Raw genomic sequence first — 16,588 nt, 5'->3', positions numbered from 1 at the left:
AGTACCGTTATGCAACAAAATAACTGGCCCAAACTGCACAACGCCACCTGGCCGGGCATTGTGGGCAAAGGAGAAGGATCCGAACCGGTAATTGCTTTTGACGAAATGCTCAAAATGACCGCCGCCGCTGAAGTGGACGGCGTTAAATTCGATGGGGTGGACATCGGTCTGTTCAATCCCCACTTCGATGTGAACAGCAACGACGACGGCATTAAAAAACTGGCCGACAAAGTAGGAGCGTACGGCCTTGAAATAGGCAGCCTGGTAGCCCCGATATGGCCGCCGGACGGCGGTTCCGCCATGGGCAGTGCAGACGAGCGGAAACGTTTCGTAGAGCAGGTCCGCAAGTCCTGCCACATTGCCAAACGCCTGCGTGAAATTGGCATCCGCCCCAATGGTGTGGTGCGCATCGATTCCGCCAGTTCTCCCGAAAGCTGGGCCAAAGACCCCGCGGGCAACACCCGTCTCATTGCGCAAACATTCCGCGAAGCCTGCGACGTAGCCGCCGATTACGGCGAAAAGCTCGCTGCCGAAGGCGAAATATGCTGGGGCGGCATGCACAGCTGGAAAGCCATGATCGATACACTGGAAGCTACTGATAGGCCCAACCTCGGTTTCCAGGCCGATATGGCGCACACGCTGCTGTACCTCATGGGTTACAACGCGCCGGAAGACCGCATTTTGCCGGCAGACTTTGAATGGAGCAAACGCACAGCCCTGCAGGAAGGATTAAAGAAACTCACCGCCGCTCTCCGCCCCTGGACGATCGATTTCCATGTGGCGCAGAACGATGGCACCGTGCACGGCACCGGCTCGCACGACAAAACCGGGCGCCACTGCCTTGCCAATGATCCCAACGGCAGGCTGGACATCGCCGCTGATGCAGGTTTCTGGCTCCGCGACGAAAAAGGCGAACTGACAAAAGCTTTCCGGCACATCTGCTGGGACGGCTGCATGTTCCCCAACGAAAAAATGACGCAACCCGGCACCTGGAACAATATCCTGGCCGCCATGATCAAAGTGCGCAACCAGCACGGCTGGTATGAAGCCTGAAAACAATAAATCATTTTAACAATGACGAAGACTTTGAATATAGGACTCATCGGGTGCGGCTTTATGGGCAGAACCCATTCCAACGGTTACCAGCGCATCCGCAACTTTTTCCCTGAGCTGCAATACAAGCCCGTGCTGCATACCGTTTGCGCCCGCAACGGCGAAAAAGCCAAAAGTTTTGCAGACCAGTGGGGATACGCCAACTACGTTACCGACTGGAAGAAAGTGATAGAAGACGATAACATCCAGGCCGTAGATATCTGTACGCCCAACGATACCCACGCGGAGATCGCCATTGCGGCCGCAGCGCGCGGCAAGATGGTGCTTTGCGAAAAGCCATTGGCGCGTACGCTGGAAGAATCCCGCACCATGGTGGAAGCCATTGAAAAAGCGGGTGTGGCCAACACCGTATGGTACAATTACCGCCGCATTCCCGCGGTAACGCTGGCCAAGCAGATCATCGACTCCGGCAAGCTCGGCAAGATCTTCCACTTCAGGGCTAACTTTTTGCAGGACTGGACGATCAGCGCCAAACTTCCCCAGGGCGGCGAAGGCCTCTGGAGGATGGACGCAGACGTGGCAGGGTCCGGCGTAACCGGCGATCTGCTTTCCCATTGCATAGACACCGCGATCTGGCTGAACGGCAGCATCAGCAACGTAACCGCCATGACCGAAACGTTCGTCAAAGAAAGGATGCACCAGCTCACCGGCAAAGTGCAGGAAGTGAAGATAGACGATGCCTGCGCTTTCCTTTGCCGCTTTGCCAACGGTTCCCTCGGCCTGTTCGAATCCACCCGCTACGCACGCGGGCATAAAGCGCTGTACACCTTCGAGATCAACGGCGAGCATGCTTCCATCCGCTGGGACCTGCACGACCTGAACCGCCTGGAGTACTTCGACAATGCGGACAGCTCCAATCTCCGCGGCTGGCGCTCCATTCATGTAACGGACGGCGAGCAGCCGTATATGGACAAATGGTGGGTGCCCGGGCTGGGCATCGGTTACGAACATTCTTTCGTGCACCAGGTGGCAGACTTTTTGAAAAGCCTCGAGACCGGCACGCCCTGCTCGCCCACTTTCCGCGAAGCGCATGAAACACAGGCGGTATGCCAGGCGGTGCTTGAATCCGCGGCGGCCCTTGCCTGGAAAGACGTACCCAAAGCATAAACTTCTAAATCTCAGATATGCTGAAAAGATCAGTAGTAAGCTTATTCGCCGCTTCCCTGGCCCTGTTCCATGCAGGCTGCGCCAACGGGCAAAACAAAAAAGGCTTCAAAAGCATTTTTGACGGCAAAACCCTCACCGGCTGGGAAGGCGACACCAATTACTGGCGCGTGGAGAACGGGAACCTGGTAGGGGAGATCACGCCGGACAAAACCCTGAAAACAAACAGCTTCATCGTTTGGCAGGGCGGGCAACCCGGCGACTTTGAACTGACGCTTGAGTTCAGGATCACCAAAAACGGCAACAGCGGCGTGAATTACCGCAGCGCAAAATTTGCCGGCGTGCCCAATGCCCTCACCGGCTACCAGGCAGACATCGATGGGGCTAACCGCTACACCGGCCAGAACTACGAAGAACGCGGCCGCACCACCCTGGCCTACCGCGGCCAGAAAGTGACCATCCCGGCCACGGATAAGACGCTCCAGGAAGGCGGAAAGAACAATGCCTGGACGCTGGCTGAAGTGACCGGCTCGCTCGGCAGCAGCGATTCGCTGAAGACGCTCATCAAACAGGAAGACTGGAACACCTGCCGCATCGTGGCCAAAGGCGGCCATCTCCAGCATTTTATCAACGGCGTGCTGATGGCCGACGTAACGGACAACGATACAGTGAATGGCCGGAAAAGCGGCCTGCTCGGCATGCAGGTGCATATTGGCCCGCCCATGAAAGTAGAGTACCGCAAGATCATGATCAAAGAATTGTAAGCATAATAACGGAGAACAAAAGGATAACAGAGAAATGAGGGCAGACGTCGGTCTGCCCTTTTCCATTTTATATGGATATTTTAACACCAATAACGGTAAGTATTCCACCGGTTTGTTTAGAGGAAGCCTTTATCTTTACCCAGCCTGTTACAGGTATCATTAGTCCATCAATCACGAAGTATGAAAGCGCTTGTTCTACAGCAGCCGGGAGAATTCCAATGGGCTGAAAAGCCGCACCCGGGGCAGCCTCCCGCAGGTTATGCCCTGCTCCGCATCAGGCATGTATCCGTTTGCGGTACCGATCTGCATGCCTACAAAGGCCGCCAGCCGTTCTTTACTTACCCGCGCATTCTCGGCCACGAAGTAGCCGCCGAGGTGGTGGCCACCGGTGAAGCGGTGAAGAACGTGCAGCCGGGAGACCTCGTTTCCATTGAGCCTTACCGCAACCCCGTTGAAGACCAGGCCGTGAGACGCGGCAAAACCAACTGCGGCAGCCAGGTAACGGTATTGGGCGTGCATGAAGACGGTGCCATGCAGGAATACATCCTTTACCCAGCCGCCAACCTGCACGTGGTGAACGGCATGCACCCGGACCACGTGGCCCTGATAGAACCCTTCGCCATCGGCTGCCATGCAGTGGAACGCGCGGCCATCGTGGACGGAGACACCGTGCTGGTGATCGGCGCAGGCCCTATCGGGCTGGCGATCATCGCTTTGGCCAGGCTCAAAGGCGTAAAGATCGCCGCGCTGGACATCAATGAAAACAGGCTGCAGTTCGCTAAAAAAATGTTCCCCGAAGTGGAAACTGTGTTGCTGAAAGATACCGTGGTACAGGATCTTCAGCAGGCATTCAGCGGGGAGCTCCCAACCATCGTGTTCGACGCTACGGGCAATAAAGCTTCCATGGAACGGAGTTTTGAATTTGCAGCAGCGGGCAGCACCATCGTTTTTGTCGGGTTGTTTGTAGGCGATGTGGTGTTCCCTGATCCTGTTTTTCACCGGAAGGAGATCACGCTGAAAGCCAGCCGGTCCGCCACCGCGGCGGATTTTAAAAAGGTGATCGGGCTCTTCAAAGCAGGGCTCATCCCCACGGAAGGATATATTTCACACCGCATCCCTTTTCAAGACCTGGCGGACGAATTCACCGGTCTCTACGCGCCGGAAGCAAATGTGATCAAGGCAATCATCGACTTTTGAAGATAAAAATGATAAGCATGCGGAAAAAAATAGGGGGATTGCTGGCACTGGTTTTCCTGTTCACCCAAACATTTGCACAGCTGCAACAACCCGGCACAAAGCCCAGCCTCGCACAGCAGGCTATGATCAAACGCGGCTACGGGATGTTCATCCACTTTGGCGTAAATACTTTTGCAGACGTGGAATGGTCTGACGGTACCATTCCCGTTGAAAAATACAATCCTACCCGCCTTGATCCCGAACAATGGGTAAGAACAGCCAGGGACGCTGGTTTTAGGTATGTGCTGCTGATCACCAAACACCACGACGGCTTCTGCCTCTGGGACAGTAAATACACGACCTACGACGTAGCTTCGTCGCCGGTGAAAACTGATGTGGTGAAAGCCGTTTCCGAGGCCTGTAAAAAATACGGGTTGCAATTTGCCATTTATTACTCCCTTTGGGACCGGCATGAGCCTGCCTACAAAGACAAGGACCCGCAAAAATATATCGATTACATGCTGAAGCAGCTCACCGAGCTGTTCACCAACAACGGCGCCATCTGCGAGCTGTGGCTGGATGGTGGCTGGGACCGGAAACCGCAGGATTGGGGGATCGATCAAATTTATAAACTGGTGAAAAAAATCAACCCGGCCTGCGCTGTGAGTGTAAACCACACGATCGTAAATGAAGAAGGGAAAAGGAATTTCACCCTTCCTTCGGAAATGACGGCGGACAACAAATATTACTTCCAGTATTTCCCTTCGGATTTTCGCCTCTGGGACCCGAAGATCATTACCCGTTACGACAAAAAGCAATACCTCCACGACGGTAAATCCTATTACATGCCGTTTGAACATACGCTGTGCATCAGCCACCGCTGGAATTGGTTCCAGAAGTCGGCACAGTTGCCCACGCGGGAGCTGGACGAGCTGGAGGAACTTTTTTACTGGTGCACTGATAACGATAACGCGCTGGTGATGAACATCCCGCCGGATCAGACAGGGCGCATCCGCGAGTATGAAGCGCTCACGGCCATCACTTTAGGTAAAAGGCTGGGGCTTGCGCCGGGGAAACCATTGCCGAAGAATGGGAAATTCATCTCGGCGCGTAAACCCGTGCAGGCTTCCAGCGTATGGGAGAAAAAAGAAGAATACAACGGGAACAGGGTGACAGACGGGAGTCTGGACAGCCGCTGGGCGTCCGCGGATACCCTGGCCAGCCTTGAAATGACGCTGGATCCTGCGGAGGCTTTCAACAAGATCAGCATATTTGAATATAAGGATACCAAAGATCTTGCGGACGGCTTTTCGCAGGTGCGCCTGCCGCGCATACAGGAATATGCGGTGGATATTATGCAGAACGGGCGCTGGGAGACCATTTACCTGGGCTATGAACCGATGGGCGATTGTAAGGTGATAAGGCTGCCGAAACGTTATAAAACCGACAGGCTGCGCTTCCGGGTGACGAAGGCCAGCAACCTGCCTTCCATTTATGAATTGTCTGTGATCGATATGCCGTAGCTGAATTGAAAATTCATTATCTTATGATCATGAAGATTCACCCGATATATTCCTGTATCCTGCCGGTTTTTCTTGCTGTTCTTTCAGCGTGCTCACAGCAAAAAGATGAACAGCAGGCAGATGCGCCGCTTGTAGCGCCTGAAAAGATCTTAAGCAGCTACAATAACCTGTATTATTTCAGGAAAGACTACCTGAAATTCTGGCCGGAAAGTTATATGGATGGACTTCAGATAGCATCATATCCCACGCATATCGTCGCCAATAAAAAAGGAAATATTTCAAAAATGACCGGCAGGGTGGGAGAGGCGGCGGATGCGTTGAAAACAGAAGTTGGAGGAAAGGGGATATAGAAGTTCTTTGCTGCCGCAATTGAAATGGTGTAAATTGAAGGTATGAAATGGATCACGAGAGAACATCCTAAAATAGACCGCCTTGCCTGCCCCTGGCTCATCCGCAAATTCATTGATCCGGGCGCCGAGATCATTTTCGCGCCTTTCAATGAAGTGGTTTCCCGCGCAGCGGCCCTCAACGCCATTCCTTTTGACGTGCCGAATGTGGAACTGACGCATTACGGCGATGAATGTACTTTTGACTATCTCATCAAAAAATATAAAATAAAAGACCCGGCTGTAAAGTCGATGGCGCCGATCGTGCGCGGTGCCGATACGGACCGGCATGATATTGCGCCGCAGGCCTCAGGGCTGTGGGCCATTTCGGCGGGGCTGGCATATAATCATACAGACGATCATGAGCTGCTGGAAAAAGGCATGCTGATCTACAATGCGCTGTACAGCTGGGCGGCACACCTGCAAAAGGAAAAACACACCGGCCAGCCGTTCGAACATCTGCTGCTGGAAGTATTCAATAAATTCATCAGGTCCAGGCAGGGCGCGGGAAAGCGTATGCCGGCCTGGGCGCAGGAACTGAAGGAACTGATCCAGGACCATATAGACACAAGCCTCAGCCTGAAAGAATTGTCCAAAGACCTGGACATCAATCCCTCTTATCTTTCCCGCGAGTTCTCCAAACACTTCGATAACCTGTCTTTCGGCGAATATATCCGCAAACAGCGTATAGAAAAGGCTGTGCAGCTGATGGAAGAACCTTCCTATTCCCTCACGGACATTGGCTACCTCACCGGTTTCTCCGACCAGAGCCACTTTACCCGGATATTTAAGAAGATCACCGGCGTCAGCCCCTCTGAGTACAGGAAAAAACTGCACAAAAAGTAAGTTCTGTACAAACGCGTAATTCCTGTTCTATTTCCGCCTTTCATTTATCGGTAGCATTGCATTCGGGCGAAAAGCCTGCTAAATGCTGAACATACATGAAAAAGAATGGATTTAACCGGGAACGGATGCGGAACGGGATGCTGACGGGCATGTTGATGTGCGGGTTTTCCCATCCCGTGTTTTCCCAGGCTCCGCCTGCGTACCCAAAGGTAATGGGATATGTAGGCGTACTTCACCCGCTGGTTACCTACAGCAGCGACAAGCCGCATTACAATTTCGACGGGGCTTATACCGTTGGCCTGCCTGCAGGCATCAATATCTGGAAGAGCCCGCGTATCGGCTTCTCCGTGGAATTTGTACCGCTGGTGAAGGCTTCCGGCGCCGACAGTAAAATGAACAACCTGCTGTTTCACCCCGGCGTGCTGCTGGGCCTTGGCAAAGGCTTTACCCTGGCTGCCCGCGCGGCTTTTGAAACCTCCGGGCGGTATGGTTTTACGCCAGTGCTGAACAAGATCATTGTAAAAGGGAAACATAGCAGCTGGTTTGCCGCCATCCCGGCGCCAGTGCGGTTTGGCAACGGTCACCCAGCTTCCCTGGGCATCGGCTTCCAGGCTGGTATCGTGTTTTAAAATGCAATAATTATCCAAATGGCTGAATATAGTTTAAAAGCGCTGGTGCTGTACTTCCTGAAGCTCGGCGCCATCGGCTTCGGCGGTCCGGTGGCGCTGGTAGGGTATATGCACCGGCACCTGGTGGAAGAGCGGAAATGGATCACAGAGGAAGATTACCGGGAAGGGCTGGCGCTTTCACAACTGGCTCCCGGCCCGCTGGCGGCGCAGCTGGCTATTTACATCGGGTTTGTGCATTACCGGCTTTGGGGCGCTACCCTGGCAGGACTTGCATTTGTGCTGCCTTCCTTCCTGATGGTGCTGGGCCTGGGTTTTCTGTACGTCCACTACCAGGGCATCAGCTGGATGCAGGCGGTGTTCTACGGCGTGGGGGCGGCGGTAATTGGCATTATTGCTGTCAGCGCCTACCGGCTCACGCGGAAATCTATCGGGAAGGATTATTATCTATGGATCATTTATCTCGCTGCGGCCATTACCACTATTATCACTGAAACCGAGCATATCGGGTTATTCATTGGCGGCGGGATATTCTACTGGCTGGTGAAATCTTCCGCATGGCTCAGGCCGGGCAATCCGGCTGCGCAGCTGTTTGTCCCGGTGTTGCTGCAACCCGCTGTGGCGGCTGAAGGAAAGCTGGGCGATATTTTCTTGTTCTTTGTCAAGGCCGGGGCTTTTGTTTTCGGCAGCGGCCTGGCCATTGTACCATTTTTATATGGCGGGGTGGTGAAAGAATATGGCTGGCTAAACGAACAGCAGTTCATGGACGCAGTGGCGGTGGCAATGATCACGCCCGGCCCGGTGGTGATCACGGTGGGTTTCATCGGTTACCTGGCGGCCGGTTTGCCGGGAGCATTGGTCTCTTCTTTTGCTACTTTTTTCCCCTGTTATTTATTGACGGTCATACCGGCGCCGTATTTCCGCAAATATGGCAAGCGGCCTGGCATCAAAGCCTTTGTAGACGGTATCACCGCGGCGGCCATCGGCGCTATTGCAGGGGCAGTGGTGGTATTGGGCAGGAGGAGCGTGCAGGATATTCCCGCTGCGCTGATCTGCGTGGCTGTAATCGTGGTGCTGGTACTGTTCCGGAAGATCCCGGAGCCGCTGATCATCCTCGCCGCTGCTGCACTTGGGCTGCTGATCAATGCATATTATTAAACATTAAACAGGGCAGCTTTTTACGGCCGCCCTGTTCTCTTTTCCTGTTTTAATATTTACACTTCTTTCGTATTCAATTCGATATTCTTCGCTTTTTTCCCTCTCAGCCTGATGTTCAGCATTTCCACCACCAGGGAGAAACCGAGGCAGGAGTAGATGATGCTCTTGCTGATCTCCTGGTGGAAACCGCTGGCGATCAGCACTACGCCTATTACGATCAGGAACGTTAAAGCCAGCATCTGCAGCGTTGGCTGTTTGTTGATGATCTTCGTGACCGGCCCCGCGAACAGCATCATGATCAGGATAGACACGATCACCGCGATGATCATCACCAGCACATTTTCCACCAACCCCACGGCCGTCAGGATGGAATCGAAGGAGAACACGGCGTCTACCAGCACGATCTGGAACAGCACAGACGCCAGGCCATGCGGCGTGCGGGTCTTTTTATGGCTCTCTTCGTCGTCGTACTGGAGCTTGTGATGTATCTCCAGCGTGCTTTTGATGATCAGGAAAAGGCCGCCTGCAAGCAGGATAATGTCTTTCCAGCTGAGCGGGATCACCGTTCCGTTGATCCATTTAAAATTGACCACGGGGTCTTTGAGCCCGATGATCCAGTTGATGCAGAGCAAAAGCGCCACCCTGAACACCATAGCCAGTCCCAGGCCGATGTTCCTGGCTTTGCGCTGCTGGTGCTCCGGCAGCTTGCCGGCAACGATGGAAATAAAAATGATGTTGTCTATACCCAGCACTATTTCAAGGAAACAGAGGGTGAGGAGGCTTATCCACACAGCGGCATCAGCGAAATCGGGAATGATAAATTCCATGCAGGTTTATTTTAGTTTTAATCGAAATCAAAGAAATCGCCCAGGAAACCTTTTCTTTTCTTTGGGTATTTGTGACGGTCGCCATAGCGGCCGTGATCGTCGTAGTCCCTGTCGCGGCGCGGTTCTTCATGGCTGCGCCTGTCGTCATATTCCAGCAGCTTGTCCAGCTCGCCTTTATCCAGCCAAACGCCCCGGCAATTGGGGCAATAGTCGATCTCAACATTGTTGCGCTGCGTCATCAGCAGCGTTTCATTGCAGTTCGGGCATTTCATACCTGTATACTTTAATAATTTACGGAAATAAAAATTCACAGCATGTTCCTGTCCGGGAAAACATGCGGTTATCAGATCGGGCCGTAAAGCAGTATCAAAACAGGCTGAACCGGTGGAGGAAAGTATAATAGGCGGGCCTTATCCAGCCCGCAGCTGTAGAGAATGCCGCCTGGAAAGGGTTACAAGGCACAGCGCCATGGGCGGATGCGAATAGTTGTTGGGAAAAAGTCCGTTTATTCCTGGCGGATGTTTCCACCCGGAGACTTACCTGGCAGGCCTCTGCGCTTTCAGTTTCCAGCAGCAATTCCTGGAAACCGCCCAGCCGCGCGTCTGCCGGCAGAATGTCCGGCACGCTGGCCACCAGGCTCAGTATTAACAGTGAGAAAATACGGAGCCTGCTTTTGCAAAATATATCTGAAATATAGCTGAGCAATTCCTGGTAAAAAATTTCCGGGCTAATGTAAAGAATAATCCTGACTAAGCTTCATCCAGGAACAGTTTATTCATATCCGCATAAGGCTTCGCATCTGCCGCATAGCGGAAGGTGCCTTGCTGCGCGATCTCTTCCGCCGCTTTGAAGAACGCGCCGTAAGCCGCCCTTGCCAGCGAAGAACCTATGCTGACGCGTTTCACACCCATTTCCGCCAGCATATCCAGCGAAAAGCTCACGCCGCCGGAAAGTCCCATGACCACGTTCACGGGCCTCGGCGCTACGGCTTTTACCACGGCTTCTATTTCTTCGCGCGTTGTAAGGCCGGGGGCAAAGAGCACATCCGCGCCCGCATCGGCAAAGGCTTCCAGTCTTTTGATCGTGTCTTTCAGATCGGGGCGGCCATAGATGAGGTTTTCCGCCCGGGCTGTAAGCGTAAAAGGATGAGGCAGGCTGCGGGCGGCTTCCACAGCGGCTTTTACGCGCTCTACGGCATGTTCGAACGCATAGATAGGATCGCTGGGCCTGCCGGTGGCGTCTTCTATGGAACCGCCGGCCAGCCCCGCCTTTGCAGCCAGGAGAATAGTTTCAGCGCAGTCTGACGGATCGTCGCCGTAGCCATTTTCAAGGTCGGCAGACACGGGCAGGTGTGTAGCCGCAATAATGCTTCGTACATTCAGCAGCGTTTCTTCCCGGGTGATAGACGCATGCCCGTCAGGCTTCGCCAGCGAATAGGCAAGACCTGCGCTGGTGGTAGCCAGCGCTTTGAAGCCGAGGGTTTCCAGCATTTTTGCAGAGCCTGCGTCCCAGGGATTGGGAACTGCGAAAATGCCCGGCTGCCGGTGAAGCGACCTGAAAACTTCGGCCCTGGCTGCGGGCGATATATCTTTCTGATTGCTCATATTGAAGATGGGTGAGGGTTTCGGGTGATGGTTATTGTTCAAATATAACCAGTTTTTGATTATTTGTTGCGGGGAGCAAAAGGGGCTTTGTTCAGGAAGCGAAGCCACAAAAATCGTCATTGCGAGGAGCAGCAGGGAAATTCTGTGCGGCAGGAAGCGCGACGAAGCAATCTCCATAGATGGAGTATATCAATCCAATGCAAGAGATTGCTTCGTCGCCCCTCCCGCTTTGGCCTGGCTGCTCCTCGCAATGACGGCGTTTCCGGAGCAACGACAAACTTTTTCTTACGCTTGTTCCGCGCATGCTTGTTCCGCATCTGCGACAGCTGAATGTCATTTGCCCGGCGATCAACAATGCGGTAGCGAAAATCATTGTAGCTTTAACCTGCCAATCGATTATCAGCAACAATAAAATATCAGCATTATGGAACAAAGAGTAAGCCTGGTCACCATCGGTGTGAAAAACCTGGCGGCCATAAGAGATTTTTATGAAAAGAAATTCGGCTGGCAACCGGCTGCTGTCAATAAAGACATTGTATTCTACAAGATCAGCGGCGCACTGCTTTCTTTTTTCCCGGAAAAAGACCTCGCCGCGGATGCGGGATTGGAAGTGAGGCAGTCTTCAGCGGGAAAGTTTGCGCTGGGTTATCTCCTCAAAACAGAAAAGGAAGTGGACGAGCTGTATGCAGACCTGGAAAGCAAAGGCGTAACGATCGTAAAGAAACCGGTGAAAAACTTCTTCGGCGCTTACACCGGGTATGTGCAGGATGTGGAGGGCAACCTCTGGGATGTAGGCTACAACCCGTTGATACAGCTGGATGAGGATCACAATGTGACCGTCCACGAAGACATCAAACATTTGGAACAATAGTTACGCCTCCCATTTATATCCCATGCCATGCACGGTTTTCAGGTAGTTGCCGGAGCCGGCGTCGTGGAGCTTTTTCTTCAGGTTCTTGATATGCGTGTATACAAAACCATGACTGTCCAGCAGCCCGGCAATGTCGCCGGAGAGGTACTCTGCCAGCGTCGTTTTGGATACCACGCGGTTGCTGTTGCCTATGAGGTAATACAGCAGCTCGAATTCCTTTTTGGTAAGGCTGACAGGTGTTTCCCGTACTGAAACGGTCTTTGTTACCAGGTCTATCTCTATTTCATTTTGCCGGATGATATTGTGATTGCGGAACTGCCGGCGACGGATCACGGAAAATATCCGGGCTTCCAGTTCCGGCAGCTGGAAAGGTTTGCAGATATAATCATCTGCCCCGGAGCGCAGCGCGTCGATCTTGTTCTCATATACACAATCCGCCGAAATAATGATCAGCCCGTCCTGCCGGTTCCGCTCCTGCAGCAATTTCAGCATATCCATTCCTTCGCCGCCCGGGATAGCGGGGTTCAGCAACACACAATCGTATTCATGCGCCAGCACCTTGCCGGCAGCCTGCTGGTAATTCATGGCATGCTCGCAGCTGTAATGCTCTTCCACGAGATAGGTTGATATGCTTTCCACGAGCGCCAGCTCGTCTTCCACGATCAGGATCTTCATCGTCCATCAGTTTTTCACAGCCAATACGTACAGACCGTTTCCTTCGCTGCCTCTTCTTCAAAAAAAAATCAAAATTCACCGGCCCGGGCTGGGGTTTTGCTCGTAATTGGTTGATAATTAATTTATTGTAACAGTTTTAATACGGCTCTCTTTGGAACTAATTTAACTAAAATATTGATATTCAAACTATTGCAGTTCTCTTCTTTTTATTCCCGTTATCGTAAACGTGCCAGGCCCATCCAGTGCTAAGTTTGCAGCGTAAAACCAAAATATGAAACACAATCTGATTATTTACGTGATGATCGCGGCAGGCGTTTCCACCTTTGCGGCCTGCAGCAACGACAACGACGGCCCGGATTATTCCGTTAAACCTTACACTGTTCCCGCAACTTACAATTTCAATAACGCTTCCTATACAGTTTCCACCCAGCGCGTAAAAATGGCCATTGAGCTGGACGGCTACCTGAAACTGGCCAACGCCGGCGCTACCCTCGTGCCGCTGGACCAGGCCAAGGTGACCAATATGTTCAACAACACCGGCAATCCCTTTGCGGACGCCAGCCTGAACACTTCCGGCAAAAACCTGCGTGAAGTGACTTCCGATGCGGATCATTTTAAATCCTATGCAGACAGCGTATTGCTGTACAACACCGGCACTGCAGCGGCTCCGGGCGTTGGCGGGTTTGTGCCGCGCGGCGCCAATAAGATCATCGTAGGTCCTCGCGGGCTGGAGTACGGTCAGTCTTTTGTGAAAGGCATGATGGGCGGGCTTTATTTCAAGGAAGCCGTTCGCATCCTCACCAGCGTGAAAGGTATGGCGGCAAAAGATACCACCGGTGCGCAGAAGCTCTGGGATGAAGCATTCGGTTACCTTGCCGTTCCTGCTGACTACGATACATCCAAAACATACCCGAATACAGACCCGAACAGGCCTTTGCTGTGGGGCGGTTACCTCGCGGAGCGCGGTAAAGCCATCAAAGCGGGCGGCATCATTTTCGGCGCATTCCTGAAAGGCCGCGCGGCTATTGGCGGTTACGACACGAAGGTGCGCGACGAACAGGCCGATATCATCCTGGATAAATGGGAACAACTGGCCGCAGCCGCAGCGCTTAATTATGTGACGGCGCCTACCGCATCTTCCGCGATCGGCAACTATGGCACACAGCTGCATGCGCTTTCAGAAGGGCAGGGCTTTATTGCCTCGTTGAAATACAGGCCCACGAACAGCAAACTGACCGCGGCCAACTACGCGGCGCTGGCAGCCATTATCAATAAAGATTTTTATGTATTGCTGAGCCAGCCCGGCTTTACGGACCTGGTAACAGCGCAGACCATACTCAAAACAACTTACGGGCTTTAATATAATTGTCCATATTATTTACGGCGTAAAACCTGGCTGTTCAAGCGCCGGGTTTTACGCATTCAGGTCAAATCTATTTAAACGGTGTATATGAAGAAGATATCCCTGGCCGCCTTTTTTGCTGTCGTATTGGCGACTGTGTTTTTTGCATGCAGCAAATCCGGCGGCGGCGACGGTGGCCCGGAACCCGGGCAGGGCTTTGATAAATCGGCCATGCTGGCCAGTTATGCGGATAATCTCATTATCCCCGGTTACGCCGCCCTGCAACAGCAGCTCGCCGGGCTGAAAACCGCATCAGACGCTTTTCTTGCCGCGCCTTCCCCTGCCACGCAGGCGACTTTGAAACAGGCATACACCGCCACGCACCTGCAATACGAGCGTGTGGCGGCGTTCCAGTTCGGCCCCGCAGAAAGCGCATTGCTGGATCTTTTTGTGAACTTCTCCGGCGGGCTCGATTATAACTTCAATACTTCAGGAGAGCTGACGGGCTTTTCCACGGACAGCGTGACCATAGAACAGAACATCACCGCAGGCGGTTATAATTTAGCTGCCATGACGCGCGCATCATTCTATTCACAGGGCTTCCCGGCGCTGAACTACCTTTATTTCGGCCCGAATGCTATCGCCAGGCTCAATGCCAATCCGGTAAAACGCAAACAATACATCAACGATGTGCTGGCGAGGTTCAAATCGCTGGCAGACAAAGTGGCTTCAGACTGGACGGGGTACCGCGCAAGTTTTGTAAGCAATACCAAAACAGACGTTGGCAGCCCGATCGGCAACATGATCAACCAGTTCGCTTACCAGATGGACCTTCTGAAAGGCCCGCGCATCGGCTGGCCGTTCGGCAAACAATCCAACGGCACGGTGTTCGCCAGCAAATGCGAAGCTTATTTCGCGGGCATATCCATGGCGCTGGCTGTAGAAAATATCACCAGCCTGAAAAAGATCTACACCGGCGGCGGCAGCGGTAAGGGCATGTCCAACTACCTGGCGGCGCTCGGCAAACAATCGCTGAACAATGACGTGACCGCGCAGTTCGACCTGGTGCTGGAAAAGCTGAAAGCCATTCCTGACCCGCTTTCTGCGTCGTTGGTCAATAATGCGGCGGCGGTGGAAGCAGCGTATAAAGAAATTCAGAAACTGCTCACGCTGCTCAAAACAGATGTGCCTTCCGCTACCGGCGTACAGATAACTTTCATGGATAATGACGGGGACTAAAACAGTGCGGCTCACCACGCCCGTTTCCATTGCGCCGCTGGTCACGTTCAGGATCACCTTCGGGTTGCTGATGTTCGTGAGCCTGCTGCGGTTCTGGTGGCGCGGCTGGGTGACGGATGTGTACGTATTGCCGGAGTTCCATTTTACCTACCAGGGTTTTGAATGGGTGAAACCTTTGGGCAATACGGGCATGCATATACTTTTTTTGATCGTGCTGGCAGCTTCGCTGATGATCGCCGCTGGTTTCTTGTACAGGCTGGCGGCGGTCGCGTTTTTTCTCGGCTTTACTTACATTGAGCTGATAGACGTTACTACTTATCTCAATCATTATTATTTCATCAGTCTCGTCGCGTTTATCATGATCTGGCTGCCCGCCAACCGCCGTTATGCGGTGGACGTGCTGTTGAAGCCGGCGGGCAGGCGAACGGAAGTACCTGCCTGGTGTATCGGGATACTGATCTTCCAGATCTCTATAGTTTATATTTTCGCGGGCCTGGCTAAAGTGAACAGCGACTGGCTGCTGGATGCGCAGCCGATGCGCACCTGGCTGCCCGCCAAAACGCATTTGCCGGTGGTAGGCCCATGGATGTACGCGCCCTGGGTGGCTTATCTTTTTTCCTGGTTCGGCGCCATATATGACCTGTTCATTGTTTTTTTCCTGCTCAACAGGCGTATGCGGCCCTATGCTTACGCGGTGGTGCTGCTTTTCCATGTCGCTACTGCCATTTTCTTTCCCGGCATCGGCATGTTCCCTTACGTGATGATGACGGCCAGCCTGGTATTTTTCTCCGGTGAATTTCATGAACGGCTGCTGGGGTATTTGCCGGGTTATTCACTGAAGCCGGGGGAAGGAACTGCGTACAAATATTCCCGGCAAAAGATCTTCCTTGCCGCCATGGCCATCTACATGATATTGCAGATCCTTATCCCGCTTCGTTTTCTCCTGTACCCGGGCCATTTATTCTGGCACGAGGAAGGATACCGTTTCTCCTGGCGCGTGATGCTGATGGAAAAGGCCGGTACAGCCTATTTCACGGTGAAAGATGCGCATCACCGGGAACAATACGTGGTGAACAATGCGGAATTCCTCACCCCTTTGCAGGAAAAAATGATGAGCACGCAGCCGGACATGATCCTGAAATATGCGCATCACCTTGCAACGGAATATAAAAAACGCGGGGTGAACCAGCCCGAAGTATACGGGGAAATATACGTGGCGCTGAACGGCCAGCGCTCCCGCCTGTTCGTGGATTCGCTGGTGAACCTGGCGGCGCAGCCCGTAAGCTGGAAACATTATACCTGGGTTCTTTCCTACAAAAAATTAGCACAATAGC

Annotated in this window: 18 protein-coding genes; 13 read left to right on the top strand and 5 right to left on the bottom strand. The window is 53.1% G+C overall.

Annotated elements, in window-relative coordinates; all coding sequences use genetic code 11:
• Nucleotides 1-9 precede the first annotated feature (9 nt).
• The 9 genes from R3I13_RS01300 (at nucleotide 10) to R3I13_RS01260 (ending at nucleotide 8,696) form a co-directional block, all read left to right on the top strand.
• Nucleotides 10-1,053, top strand: a complete 1,044-nt coding sequence (locus tag R3I13_RS01300) for a TIM barrel protein (RefSeq protein ID WP_346316101.1) — start codon at nucleotides 10-12, stop codon at nucleotides 1,051-1,053.
• Nucleotides 1,054-1,074: 21 nt separating this feature from the next.
• Nucleotides 1,075-2,220, top strand: a complete 1,146-nt coding sequence (locus tag R3I13_RS01295; protein WP_346316100.1) for a Gfo/Idh/MocA family oxidoreductase — start codon at nucleotides 1,075-1,077, stop codon at nucleotides 2,218-2,220.
• A 17-nt stretch (nucleotides 2,221-2,237) separates the two neighbouring features.
• Nucleotides 2,238-2,981, top strand: coding sequence for a DUF1080 domain-containing protein (locus tag R3I13_RS01290; protein ID WP_346316099.1), 744 nt, complete (start codon nucleotides 2,238-2,240; stop codon nucleotides 2,979-2,981).
• Nucleotides 2,982-3,161: 180 nt separating this feature from the next.
• Nucleotides 3,162-4,178, top strand: a complete 1,017-nt coding sequence (locus R3I13_RS01285; protein WP_346316098.1) for a zinc-binding alcohol dehydrogenase family protein — start codon at nucleotides 3,162-3,164, stop codon at nucleotides 4,176-4,178.
• Between the two features lie 17 nt (nucleotides 4,179-4,195).
• Nucleotides 4,196-5,680, top strand: a complete 1,485-nt coding sequence (locus R3I13_RS01280) for an alpha-L-fucosidase (RefSeq protein WP_346316097.1) — start codon at nucleotides 4,196-4,198, stop codon at nucleotides 5,678-5,680.
• Between the two features lie 23 nt (nucleotides 5,681-5,703).
• Complete coding sequence (locus tag R3I13_RS01275; RefSeq protein WP_346316096.1) at nucleotides 5,704-6,030, top strand: hypothetical protein; 327 nt, start codon at nucleotides 5,704-5,706, stop codon at nucleotides 6,028-6,030.
• Between the two features lie 42 nt (nucleotides 6,031-6,072).
• Nucleotides 6,073-6,912 carry a chromate resistance protein ChrB domain-containing protein gene (locus tag R3I13_RS01270; RefSeq protein ID WP_346316095.1) on the top strand — a complete coding sequence of 280 codons (840 nt, stop codon included), beginning with the start codon at nucleotides 6,073-6,075 and terminating at the stop codon, nucleotides 6,910-6,912.
• 95 nt (nucleotides 6,913-7,007) lie between these two features.
• Nucleotides 7,008-7,541, top strand: a complete 534-nt coding sequence (locus R3I13_RS01265) for a hypothetical protein (protein ID WP_346316094.1) — start codon at nucleotides 7,008-7,010, stop codon at nucleotides 7,539-7,541.
• Between the two features lie 18 nt (nucleotides 7,542-7,559).
• Complete coding sequence (locus tag R3I13_RS01260) at nucleotides 7,560-8,696, top strand: chromate transporter (RefSeq protein WP_346316093.1); 1,137 nt, start codon at nucleotides 7,560-7,562, stop codon at nucleotides 8,694-8,696.
• Nucleotides 8,697-8,752: 56 nt separating this feature from the next.
• Here R3I13_RS01260 and R3I13_RS01255 read toward each other — a convergent pair whose 3' ends face one another.
• The 4 genes from R3I13_RS01255 to R3I13_RS01240 form a co-directional block, all read right to left on the bottom strand.
• Nucleotides 8,753-9,523, bottom strand: coding sequence for a TerC family protein (locus R3I13_RS01255; protein ID WP_346316092.1), 771 nt, complete (start codon nucleotides 9,521-9,523; stop codon nucleotides 8,753-8,755).
• 17 nt (nucleotides 9,524-9,540) lie between these two features.
• Nucleotides 9,541-9,795: a zf-TFIIB domain-containing protein gene (locus R3I13_RS01250; protein ID WP_346316091.1), complete on the bottom strand. Its 255-nt coding sequence runs from the start codon at nucleotides 9,793-9,795 to the stop codon at nucleotides 9,541-9,543.
• A 94-nt stretch (nucleotides 9,796-9,889) separates the two neighbouring features.
• Nucleotides 9,890-10,156: a hypothetical protein gene (locus R3I13_RS01245; protein ID WP_346316090.1), complete on the bottom strand. Its 267-nt coding sequence runs from the start codon at nucleotides 10,154-10,156 to the stop codon at nucleotides 9,890-9,892.
• Nucleotides 10,157-10,272: 116 nt separating this feature from the next.
• A complete protein-coding gene (locus R3I13_RS01240) occupies nucleotides 10,273-11,169 on the bottom strand; it encodes an isocitrate lyase/phosphoenolpyruvate mutase family protein (RefSeq protein ID WP_346316089.1) in 897 nt (298 codons plus the stop codon).
• A 382-nt stretch (nucleotides 11,170-11,551) separates the two neighbouring features.
• Here R3I13_RS01240 and R3I13_RS01235 point away from each other — a divergent pair, with 382 nt between their 5' ends.
• A complete protein-coding gene (locus R3I13_RS01235) occupies nucleotides 11,552-11,998 on the top strand; it encodes a VOC family protein (protein ID WP_346316088.1) in 447 nt (148 codons plus the stop codon).
• Here R3I13_RS01235 and R3I13_RS01230 read toward each other — a convergent pair whose 3' ends face one another.
• Complete coding sequence (locus R3I13_RS01230) at nucleotides 11,999-12,673, bottom strand: response regulator transcription factor (RefSeq protein WP_346316087.1); 675 nt, start codon at nucleotides 12,671-12,673, stop codon at nucleotides 11,999-12,001.
• A 271-nt stretch (nucleotides 12,674-12,944) separates the two neighbouring features.
• Between R3I13_RS01230 and R3I13_RS01225 the strand changes: the two genes are divergently transcribed.
• From R3I13_RS01225 to R3I13_RS01215, 3 genes are all read left to right on the top strand, one after another.
• A complete protein-coding gene (locus R3I13_RS01225) occupies nucleotides 12,945-14,033 on the top strand; it encodes a DUF4856 domain-containing protein (RefSeq protein ID WP_346316086.1) in 1,089 nt (362 codons plus the stop codon).
• Between the two features lie 90 nt (nucleotides 14,034-14,123).
• A complete protein-coding gene (locus R3I13_RS01220; RefSeq protein ID WP_346316085.1) occupies nucleotides 14,124-15,254 on the top strand; it encodes an imelysin family protein in 1,131 nt (376 codons plus the stop codon).
• Complete coding sequence (locus R3I13_RS01215) at nucleotides 15,241-16,587, top strand: HTTM domain-containing protein (protein ID WP_346316084.1); 1,347 nt, start codon at nucleotides 15,241-15,243, stop codon at nucleotides 16,585-16,587. The genes R3I13_RS01220 and R3I13_RS01215 overlap by 14 nt, the downstream gene beginning before the upstream one ends.
• Nucleotide 16,588 lies beyond the last annotated feature (1 nt).

It is taken from the genome of Chitinophaga sp. YIM B06452, assembly GCF_039655965.1.
Lineage (GTDB): Bacteria > Bacteroidota > Bacteroidia > Chitinophagales > Chitinophagaceae > Chitinophaga.
The sequence above is the reverse complement of the archived record's forward strand: the minus strand, read 5'-3'. Positions and strand labels throughout refer to the sequence as shown.